At 72.7% G+C, this 13473-nt stretch carries 10 protein-coding genes; 3 read left to right on the top strand and 7 right to left on the bottom strand.

Annotated elements, in window-relative coordinates:
- Positions 1-67: 67 nt before the first annotated feature.
- The 4 genes from ACIBEA_RS03040 to ACIBEA_RS03025 form a co-directional block, all read right to left on the bottom strand.
- A complete protein-coding gene (locus ACIBEA_RS03040; protein ID WP_399257913.1) occupies positions 68-1279 on the bottom strand; it encodes a beta-ketoacyl synthase N-terminal-like domain-containing protein in 1212 nt (403 codons plus the stop codon).
- Positions 1280-1353: 74 nt separating this feature from the next.
- Positions 1354-2625: a beta-ketoacyl-[acyl-carrier-protein] synthase family protein gene (locus ACIBEA_RS03035; protein ID WP_399257275.1), complete on the bottom strand. Its 1272-nt coding sequence runs from the start codon at positions 2623-2625 to the stop codon at positions 1354-1356.
- On the bottom strand, positions 2622-3089 hold the full coding sequence (locus ACIBEA_RS03030; protein ID WP_399257273.1) for a cupin domain-containing protein: 468 nt from the start codon (positions 3087-3089) through the stop codon (positions 2622-2624). Before ACIBEA_RS03030 ends, ACIBEA_RS03035 begins: the two co-directional genes overlap by 4 nt.
- Before the next feature lie 155 nt (positions 3090-3244).
- Positions 3245-4351, bottom strand: coding sequence for a SchA/CurD-like domain-containing protein (locus ACIBEA_RS03025; protein ID WP_399257271.1), 1107 nt, complete (start codon positions 4349-4351; stop codon positions 3245-3247).
- 221 nt (positions 4352-4572) lie between these two features.
- On the opposite strand from ACIBEA_RS03025, the gene ACIBEA_RS03020 reads away from it, so the two are divergent.
- Positions 4573-6222 (top strand): FAD-dependent oxidoreductase, encoded by a 1650-nt coding sequence (locus tag ACIBEA_RS03020; protein ID WP_399257269.1) that lies wholly within the window; start codon positions 4573-4575, stop codon positions 6220-6222.
- A gap of 62 nt (positions 6223-6284) precedes the next feature.
- Here ACIBEA_RS03020 and ACIBEA_RS03015 read toward each other — a convergent pair whose 3' ends face one another.
- Positions 6285-6515, bottom strand: a complete 231-nt coding sequence (locus ACIBEA_RS03015) for an acyl-CoA carboxylase subunit epsilon (RefSeq protein ID WP_399257267.1) — start codon at positions 6513-6515, stop codon at positions 6285-6287.
- A gap of 163 nt (positions 6516-6678) precedes the next feature.
- Positions 6679-7482: a carbonic anhydrase gene (locus ACIBEA_RS03010; protein WP_399257265.1), complete on the bottom strand. Its 804-nt coding sequence runs from the start codon at positions 7480-7482 to the stop codon at positions 6679-6681.
- A 242-nt stretch (positions 7483-7724) separates the two neighbouring features.
- Here ACIBEA_RS03010 and ACIBEA_RS03005 point away from each other — a divergent pair, with 242 nt between their 5' ends.
- Both ACIBEA_RS03005 and ACIBEA_RS03000 read left to right on the top strand, forming a co-directional pair.
- Positions 7725-9716, top strand: a complete 1992-nt coding sequence (locus tag ACIBEA_RS03005) for a galactose oxidase-like domain-containing protein (RefSeq protein WP_399257263.1) — start codon at positions 7725-7727, stop codon at positions 9714-9716.
- Between the two features lie 86 nt (positions 9717-9802).
- A complete protein-coding gene (locus tag ACIBEA_RS03000; RefSeq protein WP_399257261.1) occupies positions 9803-11608 on the top strand; it encodes a glycoside hydrolase family 15 protein in 1806 nt (601 codons plus the stop codon).
- Between the two features lie 121 nt (positions 11609-11729).
- On the opposite strand, the gene ACIBEA_RS02995 is transcribed toward ACIBEA_RS03000, so the two are convergent.
- Positions 11730-13103 (bottom strand): hypothetical protein, encoded by a 1374-nt coding sequence (locus ACIBEA_RS02995; protein WP_399257259.1) that lies wholly within the window; start codon positions 13101-13103, stop codon positions 11730-11732.
- Between the last annotated feature and the right edge of the window lie 370 nt (positions 13104-13473).

Below are 13473 nucleotides of genomic sequence, written 5' to 3'. Positions count from 1 at the left end.
CGGCTACGGCTACGGCTGAGGCCACGGCCACGTGCCGGTGGGTGCTGCCGATGTGGGCAGCGGCCCGTTACGGGTGCTGCCCGCGGACGACGAGCGCCGAGTTGGAGCCCATCAGGCCCCGGCTCAGCACGAGGGCGGTGCGCAGCTCCGCGGAGCGGGCGCCACCGGTGACCACGTCCAGGTCGTGACACACGTCGAAGACGTTCGGGGTGGGCGGGATGATGCCGTGTTCCAGCGCCAGGACGGCGGCGGCCACGTCCAAGGTGCCGGCCGCGCAATAGGCGCGCCCGGTACCGCTCTTGGGCGCGGTGACCGGTACGGTCCGACCGTGCGCGCCGAGGGCCTCGTGCAGGGCCCGGACCTCGGCCGCGTCGGCCTCCGGCGTGCCGAGGGCGTCCGCGAAGACGACGTCGATCTCCTCCGGGGCGCAGTCGGCCTCCCGCAGCGCGCCCCGGATCGCGTGGGCGAGTCCCTCGGCGGACTCCGCCCAGCGGCCGGGTCCGGTGAAGGTGGCCGCGTGTCCGGCGAGGGTGGCCCGTACGGGCGCACCGCGCTCCGCGGCGGCGTCCGCGTCCTCGACGACGAACATGGCGCCGCCCTCGGCCGGGACGAAGCCGCAGGCCTTCTCGGTGAAGGGGCGGTAGGCCCGTTCGGGGTCGTCGCTGACGCTCAGCCCCGGGTAGCCGAGCTGGCACACCACCGAGTACGGCGCGAGGGGTGCTTCCGTCGCCCCGACCAGCATGGCGCGGCTGCCCTGCCGGATGGCCCTGGCCGCGTGCGCGAAGGCGTCGAGCCCGCCGGCCTCGTCGCTGGCCAGTACCCCGCAGGGGCCCTTGAACCCGCGCCGGATGGAGACCTGGCCGGTGCTCGCCGCGTAGAACCAGGCGATGGACTGGTACGGGCCGACGTAGCGGGGTCCGCGGCCCCACAGGCGTTGCAGCTCGCGCTGTCCGAACTCGCCGCCGCCGGATCCCGCGGCGGTGACCACGCCCACCGCGTACGGGTCGCCCTCGTAGTCCGCGCGGCCGAGCCGGGCGTGTTCCAGGGCCAGGTCGGCCGCGGCGAGGGCGTGGTGGCTGAACCGGTCGGTCTGGACGAGGAACCGCTCCTCGACGAGCGTGGCCGGGTCGAAGCCGCGGACCTCGCCCGCGACGCGCAGCGAGAGGTGCTCGCAGCCCTGTCGGGTGATCCGGCCGATGACCGGGTCGCCCGCCTGGGTGGCCTTCCAGAAGGCGTCGGCGCCGATCCCGTTGGGGGCGACGACCCCGATGCCGGTGATGACGACCTTCGGGGGCCCGGACGGCCGACGGGCGGCGCCGGTAGGGGCGCTCCCCTGCTCATTCCCACGGGCGTTCACACGCGCACCTCCTTCGGCCGCGACATGACCACGGCGGACTGGAACCCACCGAATCCGCTGCCGACGGAGAGCACGCTGCGCAGCGGGTGTTCACGGGCGGTGCGCGGGACGTAGTCCAGGTCGCATTCGGGGTCGGGGGTCTCGTAGTTGGCGGTCGGGGGCACCACCTGGTGGCGGAGCGCCAGGACGCAGGCGGCGAGTTCGATGGCTCCGATGGCGCCGAGCGAGTGCCCGACCATGGATTTGATGGAGCTCATCGGGGTCTTGTAGGCGTGCTCGCCGAGGACCCGTTTGACCGCCGCCGTCTCGTGCCGGTCGTTCTGCTTGGTGCCGGAGCCGTGGGCGTTGACGTAGTCGATCCCGCTCGCGGCGATCTGCGCCTGGGCCAGGGCGGTTTCGATGGCGCGGGCCATTTCCAGGCCCTCCGTGGTGAGCCCCGTCATGTGGTGGGCGTTGCCGAAGGTGGCGTACCCGCCGATCTCGCAGTAGACGGTGGCGCCGCGGGCCCGGGCGTGTTCCAGCTCCTCCAGGACGAGGACGGCGCCGCCCTCGCCGAGCACGAATCCGTCGCGGTGCGCGTCGAAGGGCCGGGAGGCGTGGGCCGGGTCGTCGTTGTTCGGCGAGGTCGCCTTGATGGCGTCGAAGCAGGCGACCGTGATGGGGGACACGGGTGAGTCGGAGGCGCCGGCGATGCACACGTCCATCCGACCCTCCTGGATGGAGTGGACGGCGTACCCGATCGCGTCGAGTCCGGACGTGCAGCCGGTGGACACGGTCTGGACCGGGCCCCGTGCGCCCGTCTGCTCCGCCACGGCCGAGGCCAGGGTGGCGGGGGTGAACGCGCGGTGCAGGAAGGGCGAGGCGAGGCGCTGGTCCACGTCCCACCACTCGCCCTTCTGGCTCACGGCGACGTAGTCGTGCTCCAGGCGGGTGGTGCCGCCGACGGCGGTGCCCAGGGAGACCCCGGTGCGCCAGCTGCCGTCGGCGGTCAGGTCGAGGCCCGCGTCGGCCACCGCCTCCCGGGCGGCGACCAGGGCGAACTGGATGTACCGGTCCGCCCGGGCCGCCGTGTCCTCGTCCAGGCCGTGCGCGGCGGGGTCGAAGTCCACCTCCGCGGCGATCCGGGAGCGGAATCCGGCCGGGTCGAAGAGGGTGATGCCCCGGGTCGCCGTGCGGCCGTGGGACAGCAGGTCCCAGAAGGCGGCCGTGCCGATGCCGCCGGGCGCGACGACGCCGACTCCGGTGACGGCCACCCGGCGGCGGGTCACGACACCACTCCCGTGCGGTCCGGCGGACGATCCCATTCGACGGCCGTCGTATGGGCCGACGCGTGCGCCGACGCGTGCGGGGATTCCTCGGTGTCGACGTGGCCCAGCTCCGGCCGGGGGGCGAGCGGGCCGAGGTGGAAGACCATCCGGGCCTCGGTGTCGCCGACGTTGCGGAAGCGGTGGCGCACGTCGAGGGGAACGAGCAGCCCCTGGTCGGTGCGCAGCGGGTGGGTCTCGCCGTCGAGGTCGACCTCCAGGTGCCCGGCGACCACGTACACGAACTCCTCGGAGTACGGGTGGTAGTGCTCGGCGATGGATTCACCGGGGGCCATCACGGCCAGGCCCATGAAACCGCTGGTGCAGCCCACCGAGGTCGGTGTGAGCACGGCTCGCACATCTCCTCCCCGCCGGGTGTTGGGCTGCGTCTGGCTGAGGTCGACGATGCGTGGGCGTTCTCTGGTCATGGCGGACTTCCTCCGGGCGGAGACGGAGCCTGCACGAGGCTGTCGTCGCTGGGGGCGGGTGGGGTGGAGCCGTGGAGCGGGTGTGGCGGGGGAGCGGGGAGGTGGAGCCGGGGGTGGTGCGGGGTCGGCCTGGCGCGGGCGGCGCCCCGGCCGGATCAGGACCGCGCGGGTGCGTGCCGGTCCGTGATCAGCTTCATGGGGTGGGGCGCGGCCGGGAAGTGGCCGGCCGGGCCCGCGAGCAGCCGGGCGAGGACCGCCGCCTTGCGCGGCCCTTCGATGCCGACGGCCGCCGCGGGGCGGGCTTCGGGCGGTCCGCTCACGTCCAGGAGGCGTACCACGACGTCGTCGCGCTGGAAGATGCTGCTGCTGCGCACCGCTCCGCCGGGGCGCCGGGCCGCGGCCTCGTCCTGTTGGGAGAGGAACCGGGCCAGGGCGGGCCCGCAGCCCGGCTTGCCGGGGTAGAGGACGGCGTGCCGGTGGACCTCGGCCGGGCCGGCCTCCCCGTCGCGGGCGGCGATGTGGTGGACCGCGGGGAGAGCGGCGCGCATGAAGAACATCCGGGCCGATTCGGGGTCGGCCAGGTCCCGGTCCTGTTCCAGGTAGGGGTTCAGGGCCTCTTCCACGGCACGGACCTCGGGCTGTTCGGACACGTGGCGCAGCGCCGCCATGAGGTCGCCCTGGACCTCGACCGTACGCACCACCCGGTTGCCGTGCATGAAGAGGGAGGTGCGGCACAGCCGCGTGTGGTCGTCGACGCGGGCGGCCGGGGAGGCGTAGGAGGAGAGGATCTCCGCCACGGCCGCCTCGCTGCCCGGCTTGACCGTGAAGGTGAGGCCGTGGCGGACGATGCCGGCGCCGAGCCGGGGCGCGGGCTGGAGCCGGGCCCGGACCTCGGGGGCCGCGGGGGCGTCGTAGCGCTTGCCGGTCTCGCGCAGGACCGTGAACTTCAGCGGTCGCATGGCGCGGGCGCAGGCGCCCAGCGGGCGGACCTGTTCGGCGTGCTCCTCGCTGTTGACCCAGGCGAGGTACTGCGGTGCGCTCTCCCACTCGCTGGTGATGAGCCATTGGGAGGGGTTCTCGAAGGACTGGCACAGCTGGTCGCCGAGGTGGCCCGGGACGGACGCGATGTCGTGCCGGAGCTGTTCGTACGCCTCGAAGAACCGCTGCTGGGTGCCTTCGTGGAGGTCCATCAGCAGGACGACCCGGAGCATCGAGCCGTCGAAGGCGGACTGTGACACCCGTTCGGCCAGGGTGTGGGTCATCTACTCACTCCTTCGTGAGGGCGTGCGGGCCAACGCGTTTCCGATGCGGGGGGTCCGCTGTCCCTCATGGTCATCCGGACCGGGACGAATCGCCACAACTCACAATCAAGCGGGTGACAAGCGGCGAATCGCCCGGGCTCTGTGACCGATCGGGGGCATAAAGGAGTTCACTCCCCCGCACGATCCGCAGGATCCGCACAGAAACCAGGAGCCCCTTGCCGATGGAAGAGAACCCCGATGTCCGCGTACCGGTCCTCGTCGTGGGCGGCTCCCTCGTGGGCCTGTCCACCTCGCTGTTCCTGAGCCGCCACGGGATCAGGCACCTGCTCGTCGAGAAGCACGCCGGTACGTCCGAGCACCCGCGCGGACGCGGGATCAACGCCCGGACCATGGAGCTGTTCCGCACGGCCGGCGCGGAACCCGCCATCCGGCGGGCCGCGGCCGCCCTGGCGGGCAACAACGGCATCCTGCAGACGGAATCGCTCACCGGCGACCAGCACAACTGGCTGGTCAAGGAGGTCGACCCGGGTGGGGCTCTGGCCCGCTTCAGCCCCACCGGCTGGTGCCTGTGCAGCCAGAACAACATCGAGCCCGAACTCGCCGCGCAGAGCCGGGCGCAGGGCGCCGACGTGCGGTTCTCCACCGAGCTGATGAGCTTCGACCAGGACGAGAACGGCGTGGACGCCCTGGTGAAGGACCGGGAGACCGGCGAGCACATCCGGGTGCGCGCCGACTTCCTGATCGCGGCGGACGGCCCGCGCAGCCCCGTCCGGGAGGCCCTGCGCATCCCCCAGACGGGTGGCGGCGAGCTGTTCCACAACGTCAGCATCACCTTCCGGTCCCATCAGCTGACCGAGGTGCTGGGCGACCTGCGCTTCATCGTCTGCTACCTGATCCGCCCGGGCGCGGACGGTGCGCTGCTACCGGTGGACAACGACACGCTGTGGGTCTTCCACGCCCCGTGGCACCCGGACCAGGGCGAGACCCTGGAGGACTTCACCGACGAGCGGTGCGTGCGCCAGATCCGCGAGGCGATCGGCGTCCCGGACCTGGACGTCGCGATCGGCGGGAAGGCACCCTGGCACGCGGCCGAACGGGTGGCGGTGCGGTACTCCTCCGGACGGGTGTTCCTGGCCGGGGACGCCGCCCACGAGATGTGCCCGACGGGCGCCTTCGGCTCCAACACCGGCATCCAGGACGCCCACAACCTGGCGTGGAAGATCGCGGCGGTGCTCGACGGTTCGGCCGGCATCGAACTGCTGGACACCTACGAGGCCGAACGGCTCCCGGTGGCCAGGGCCACCAGTGAGCGGGCGTCGGCGCGTTCGGCCGAGCACAGCCACCCGGGCTTCGCGCCGCCGCCGACGATGGGCAGCGGCCCCAAGAGCGGGGTGCTGCCGACCGCCATGGGGTACTGCTACCCGGTCGGCGCGGTCGTCGGCGGCGACCAGGACCGTCCGGTCATCCCGGACGGTCTGCGCCTGAAGGGCGACGTCGGCACGCGGGCCCCGCACATGTGGGTGACCCGGGCCGGGCAGCGCCTCTCCACGCTGGACCTGTACGAGCGGTCCTTCGTGCTGCTGACCTCCCCGGGCACCCCGTGGGCGGCGGCCGCCGGGAAGGTGGCGCGGCGCAGCGGCGCGCGCCTGGACTCCTACACGGTCGGGTCAGCCGGGTCGGGGGCCGACCTGGTGCAGGCGGACGACGCCGACTGGACCGAGGTGCACGAGCTGCCCGCCGGGGGCGCCGTACTGGTCCGCCCGGACGGGTTCGTGGCCTGGCGCACGGACGGCGGCGCGGGGGCACCGGAGTCCGGCGCTCCGGAGGCGGTCCTGCTCGACGTGCTGTCGAAGGTGCTCCGCACCGGCTGAGGCGGGAGCGGTCCGGGACCGGTCCGCGGGACCGGTCCCGGGCCTGTCCACGGGCCTGCGGGTCAGCCGCAGGCCCAGCACCCCGCCCAGCATCCGTGGGCACGCGGCGCCTGATGCCGGTGGCGGGGTGCCCGGGCGGGCCGGGCGGGGCCCCGGGCTTCGCGGACGGCGTGCGAGGCACGGCCCACGAGGCAGGCCACCACGACCGCGATCGCGGCCAGCTCCTCGGGTTCGGCGGTGCCGCGGTGGACCCGCAGCAGGCTCGATATCGGCGCGTCTGACTGCATCGACATGGCCTCTCATCAGGAGAGTTCACCGTGTCGGGCCGAGTGGCCCTGACGCTCACGACGCTACGAGCACCCCATCGCCTTGTCGTGCCGGGCGGCCCCGTCCACACCCATCCGGGCGACACGCCCGACGCCGGGGGCGATCCGCCGCGGCGCCGGGCGGCGCGGCTCAGGAGAGGGTGCGCACCCGCTGGTCGCGCAGCTCGTAGCGGGCCGCGACCACGGCCAGCCTGCCGGTGGCCACCCGTCGGGCCAGGTCGGGTTCCGCCGCCAACCGCTGCCGGGTGCGCCGGGCCTGCGCGTCGATGGTCGCGTCGACGCGGGCGGCGCCCTCCCGGGTGCGGTCGATGGCGGGTCGGATCTGGTCGGCCAGGTACTGGATGTGCGTCGGCAGCGGCTCGCCGCTCTCGTCGGCGTGCACGGCGGCGCCGACGGCCCCGCACGACTGGTGCCCCAGCACCAGCACCAGGGGGACGTCCAGTTCGAGCACCCCGTAGGCGACGCTCCCGAGCACCGCCTCGTCCAGCACCTCGCCCGCCGAGCGCACGGTCAGCAGGTCGCCGAGGCCCTGGTCGAAGACCAGTTCCGGCGGAACCCGGGAGTCCACGCAGCCGAGGACCACGGCGAAGGGATGCTGGCCCGCCACGAGCTGGAGCCGCACGGAGGGCGTCTCGTGCGGGTGCTCCTGGCGCTGCGCGGCCCAGCGCCGGTTGCCGGCCGCCAGGCGGCGCAGCGCCTCCTGCGGGGTGGTGGGGCGGGGCCCGGCCTCGGAGCGGTCCCCGGTCGCGGGGGCGGCCGAGGCGGGGAAGGCGGAGCCCAGGGCGAGGACGGATCCGGCGGCGGCCGTTCCGGCCACGGCGGTGCGCAGCAGGGCACGGCGGCTCGGCGGGGCGGGAGCGGGGGCGGGTATGACCGGGGCGGATATGACCGGAGCGGGTGCGACCAGGGCGGACGCCCGTCTGTTCGAATGCATGGCGGGACGCTAAGCCGTGGTCCGCCGTACCGGACCGACTACCGGGCGGTATTGGCGTGATCAGCCCGGGACTCGGCGCGATCGAGACCGCCGTCCCAAGGGCTGGACGGCCCAACCCCCGTGCCGCGCGCGCGGCACGCCCAGCAGGACACCCGTTTTCTCCTACTATGGGCGGCGACTCGGCCCGAGGGTGCGGGAGATCACCCGGTGGCGTCCCCTCCCCTCTCGCGTCCAGGAGCCCCATGCCCCGCGCACACCGGTCCGCCGCACGCTCCGCCGCTTTGCCCTCCGCCGCCTCGCCGGCCGCCTCCACCACCGCACGTTCCACCACCGCACGTTCCGCCGCCGCGTCCGCCGCCCGGTCGGCCCGCGCGGGCCTGGTCGCCCTGTCCGCCGTCGCCGCCCTGGCCGCCACGGCGACGGCCCATGCCCCCGCCACGGCCGCTCCCCGGGGCGCCGGGACCCCGCCGGCCGTCGCCCACCGGCACGACGACGGCGCGGCGGACCCCGCCCGGTCCGGGCCGGTACCGGACGCCGGTGAGGTCGCCCTGCTCGGCGAGGAGCACGCCCGGGAGCACGCCCGCCGGCGCCTCGCCGTCGGGAACACCGGCGCCGCCGAGTACCCGCAGGCCAAGCGCACCGCGAGCCTGGAAGCGCTGCGCACCTCCCAACGGACGGCCAACGCCTCCTTCGACGCCGCCACGTCCGGCCGCTTCACCGACTACTTCCCCTCCCCCGACTTCGGGGTCCACGTCGCGCAGTTGCCGACGGGCAAGGTGCTCCTCTTCTCCTTCGAGCGCGTCGGCACCGACCCCACCAAGGAGACCGGTCCCACCGACCGGATCGGCCGGACGAACGCCGGCCGCGCCTACCTCTGGGACCCGGCCAAGGGCACCGGAGCCCGCGCCTTCAAGAAGGTCGAGCCGCCGACCGTCCTGATGCCCGACGGCACCTACGCGCCCCGGCCCGCCCCGTTCTTCTGCGCCGGGCACGCCTTCCTACCCAACGGCATGGTCGCCGTGTTCGGCGGCAACGTGGGCGGCAAGGGCGGCACCGGCGCCAAGCTGTCCTTCGTCTTCGACCCGTGGACCGAGACCTGGTTCCGCAACCGCGACATGTCCGTGGGGCGCTGGTACCCCTCGGTGGTGACGGGCGCGGACGGCCGCCAGCTCGTCATGTCCGGCCAGTCGGAGCGCGGTACGGGCACGCCCACCCCCGTCGTGGAGCGCTTCCCCGCGCGCTCGCGTCCCGTGCCGTGGCGCACGTACGACATCCCCACCGACCTGCCGGTGGAGCGGTTCGGGGCGGACGCGCCCTTCCGCAACGACTACCCGCACCTCTTCTCGCTGCGGGACGGCATGATCTACGGGCTCGGGCGCGACGCGGACCAGCAGTGGCTCTTCGACCCGGTCAAGGAGACCCGCGCCGACCTGGCCCGGCGGCCCGCCGACTTCCGCGGTTACGGCTCGGCCGTACCACTGCCCGCCGGCTTCCGCGGCCCCGACTCGGTCCTCGTGCTCGGCGGCGACCCGCACGACCCGAACACCTACCGGCTCGCGGGCGGCGCGTGGACCACCGAGGAGCCGCGGGCCTTCGGCCGGACCCAGGACGACACGCTGATCCTGCCCGACGCCACCCTCCTCACGGTCAACGGAGCCCTGGACACCCGGGACTACGGCCACGGGCCCTTCAACCCGGAGGCGGACCTCAAGTACCGGCAGATCGAGACCCGCGGGGCGGACGGCCGTTGGCGGCTCGGGCCGGCCCAGCGCCTCCCCCGCGGCTACCACTCCAACGCACTCGTGCTGCCGGACGGCCGGGTCATGGTCACCGGCGACGAACTCCAGCAGATCGCCAACGACCCGGACGTCCGCGACGGCATGGACGGCAGCATCGAACTCTACGAACCCGCCTACCTGCACCGGGGCGCACGGCCCGCGCTCGACCGGGTGCCGGCCGGGAACCTCGGCTACGACACGGAGTTCCGGGTGGGCACCAGCACGCCCGGCGAGGTCCGGCGCGCGGTGCTCCTCGCCCCCACGACCGTCACCCACTCCGTGAACACCAGCCAGCGCCACCTCGAACTGCGCATCGTCGAGGTCCGGGGCGACACGGTCCGCCTGCGCACGCCCCCCGGCGCCGCCGACGCCCCTCCCGGCCACTACATGCTCTTCGTGCTCAATGCCCGGGGCGTCCCGAGCACCGCCCGCTGGATCACCCTGGGCACCCGCTGACCGACGGACGTCCCCGTTCCGGGGTACCGCGATCTCACCCCCGGTCAGCCCGCTTAGCCCGTTGATCACGGGGGAACACGAATCGCGTGAACCAACGCATCGAGGACTACGCGCTGATCGGCGACCTGATGACCACGGCCCTGGTCGGCAGGGACGGATCCATCGACTGGCTGTGCCTGCCCCGCTTCGACTCTGGCGCCTGCTTCGCGGCGCTCCTGGGGGACGAGGAGAACGGCCACTGGCGGATCGCACCGGCCGTCGCACCGGCCGGGACCGGATGCACCCGCCGGAGCTACGTGGGCGACTCGCTCGTGCTCGAATCGATCTGGGAGACCGACGAGGGCACCGTCAAGGTCACCGACTTCATGCCGCAGCGCGATGTCGCCCCCGATGTCGTGCGCATCGTCGAGGGGCTCTCCGGCGCGGTGCCCATGGCGGCCACGATCCGGCTGCGCTTCGACTACGGCGCCGTCGTGCCCTGGGTGCGCCGCAGCGACGGCCACCGGGTCGCGGTGGCCGGACCCGACTCGACGTGGCTGCGCAGCGAGCCGCCGGTGGAGACCTGGGGCGAGGACAAGAGCACCCGCTCGGAGTTCACCGTAGAGGCCGGCGAACGGGTGGCCTTCGTGCTGACCTGGCACGCCTCGCACGAACCGCGCCCCGACCTCATCGACCCGTACGAGGCGCTGGAACAGAGCCTGGAGGACTGGCGGGCCTGGTCCGAGCAGTGCCTGTACGACGGCCCCTACCGCGAGGCCGTCATGCGCTCGCTGATCACGCTCAAGGCCCTGACCTACGCGCCCACCGGCGGGATCGTCGCCGCGCCCACCACCTCCCTGCCGGAGGAGATCGGCGGGGTGCGCAACTGGGACTACCGCTACTGCTGGCTGCGCGACTCGACCCTCACCCTCGGGTCGCTGCTCCAGACCGGCTTCCTCGACGAGGCGCGGGCCTGGCGCGAGTGGCTGCTGCGGGCGGTCGCGGGCGATCCGGCCGACCTCCAGATCATGTACGGGATCGCGGGCGAGCGCCGGATCCCGGAGACGGACCTGCCGTGGCTGGCCGGGTACGAGTCGTCCGCGCCGGTACGGGTCGGCAACGCGGCGGTCGACCAGCTCCAGCTCGACGTGTACGGGGAGGTCATCGACTCCCTCTACCTGGCCCGCACCGCGGGGCTGCCCGCGGAGCCGCACGCCTGGCAGATCAACGTGGCGCTGCTGCGCTTCGTGGCGGACAACTGGCACCGGCCCGACGAGGGCCTGTGGGAGGTGCGCGGTCCGCGCCGGCACTTCGTGCACTCCAAGGTGATGGCGTGGGTGGCCGCCGACCGGGCGGTGCGCACCCTGGAGGCGAACCCGGAGATCGAGGGCAACATCGAGCGCTGGCGCACGATGCGCGACGAGGTCCACCGCGACGTGTGCGAGAAGGGCTTCGATCCGGTGCGGGGCACCTTCACCCAGTCCTACGGCTCCACCGAGCTCGATGCGGCGACCCTGCTGATCCCGCGGGTCGGGTTCCTGCCGCCGGACGATCCGCGGGTCATCGGCACGGTGGACGCGGTCCGTCGCGAGCTGGGCCACGGCGGGCTCGTGCGGCGCTACTCGACGGAGGGACCGACCGTGGACGGGCTGCCGGGGGCCGAGGGGACCTTCCTGGCCTGCTCGTTCTGGCTGGCCGACGCCCTGCTGATGACGGGGCGGGAGAAGGAGGCGCGCGAACTCTTCGAGCGGCTGCTGGAACTGCGCAACGACGTGGGACTGCTGGCCGAGGAGTACGACCCGGTGGGCGGGCGCCAACTCGGCAACTTCCCACAGGCGTTCAGTCACATCGGGCTGGTGGGCACGGCCCTCGCCCTCGGCGGCAGTTGGCCGGTGACGGCCGGCGGGCAGTAGGGTCCGCTCGCGGTTTCACCGACGCGGGCCGCCGGGTTCCATCATCCGCTCGTGGTGGAACCCGGCCTGCCGGTCTCAGAAGGCCACCGGGCGAGGTAGGGCGACGCCCACGGTCAGGGCATCAGCCGACGTTCACCCAGAACGGGTCGGCGGACGGGCCCGACGGAGTCTGGGAACCGCCCCCGGACAGCGTGGGCTGGTACCGCAGGATGCGGTCGTTCACATAGAACTCACCCAGCCTGTTACCGGCCGAACCGTTGTGCGATTTGTCGACCCACCGTACCGAGAAGTCATGGTCGGGGTCCGCGGCACCCTCCCAGGTACTGCCGAAGGGGTACTCGTCGCACTCCTGGTCGGGTGCGATCGTCGCGGGTAGCCCGGTGGCGGGGGTGTAGTACAGCGCCCACGGGTTGCCCTGCGTGGTGTTCTGCCCGCAGCCGGACCTCTTCCAGCTCTCGTTCGACCTGCCGAACTGGCCGTCCCGGTCGACACGGTGCAACGGCTCGGCGCGGTTGGAAGGGTCGGCCGACCACTTGCCGGGGATGTTCTTGGGGTGCGACTCCTTGGGGTAGGTGGAGTCCGGGGTGTTCTGCGCGTCGCGGATGTGCCGTGCCACCTGCCCGTTCTTGCTGTCGTCGGCGTTGTAGGTGAGGAACGGCAGGGCGCCGCGGTAGATGCAGGCGTAGGGGTATCGGTAGTTGCGCAGGTTGAAGTAGTCGGCCGAGTCGCAGCGGATACCGATCGGGGGGCCCTCACCGCGCCCGGTGCCCTGCTCGTATCCCGGGCTCGCGCCGTTCATGTAGAGACGCCACTGGTGGAAGGCGACCTTGTCCGGGCCCTCGCCACCCATGGAGGAGACGTCCCAGTAGACCCAGTCGGGGAAGTTGCTCCACTGGGCCCATTCCATCTTCGCCGGAGACCGCCCGACGCCGCACGTGGCACTGGTGGGCTGATTGGCACCCGGCACGCATTCGGGGGTGACCTCCAGCTTCAGGTTCGGGGCGACGGTCCGCTTCTCCAAGGGGTTCCATCCCTCGTATTTGACCTGACCGGTTTTGGCGCGGAAGAAGACGCGGGTGGCGCGGGTGTCGTTGTAGCCGATGGCGGCGACCTGGAACTTGATCGAGTTGGTGCCCTTCAGGACGGGCTTGCCGTCCACCCTCTTGTAGTACATGTTCTTGAATTCGTATTCCTGGCACCACTTGAACCGGTTGTAGACGCGGCCGCGGGGTTCTTGGGCATCCGAGGAACCGAGACAGTCGTTCAGCCACTCGGTGCCCGCGGGGTTGTCGGGGGATATCGGCATCTCCGCCGTCCCCTTGCCGTCACTGCTGGGCCGAGCACCGTCGCCGGGCTTGGCCGTGTACTCGATGCCCGGGGCCGACGCGGGGGGCTCGGGGCTTGCGGCGGCGGCCGATAAGGAGCCCAGGGCGAGCAGGGCTGCGGTGAGGGCGAGTGCGGCTATAGCCGCCAGTATTCGACTGGCACGTTTCAAAGGTGGTCCCCCCTGTTTTTTCGGTGATATGTGAATCCAACGAGCTTCTGCTCTCCCATGGTTGATAAGCCCGTTCCCGCTGGCGCGCAATCATGCAAGGCGCCACGGCAGCCGAAGGCCCTCGTTTTCGGAATGCGCAAAATGGCCGAATACCGTGATGGCTCGGTGGCAGTCGGCCGCGCCGACGGACGATGAATCCGTTCTGGCAGCCGCTGGCCGTCGAGGCGGCCAGCGGAATCACGACCGAGACAGCCCATCTGTGCGACGGCGGTGGCGGATCATAGCTCCGCGGATGAAATCCTGATGAAATCCGGCAGGTCAAGACTGCCCAACAGTCAATGAAAGGCACTGAGTTCCGTCTCGGAACGGC

The sequence above is a fragment of the Streptomyces sp. NPDC051555 genome (assembly GCF_044454405.1).
Taxonomy (GTDB): domain Bacteria; phylum Actinomycetota; class Actinomycetes; order Streptomycetales; family Streptomycetaceae; genus Streptomyces.
Note: the sequence above shows the minus strand (reverse complement) of the source record. Positions and strands in the feature narration are given on the sequence as shown.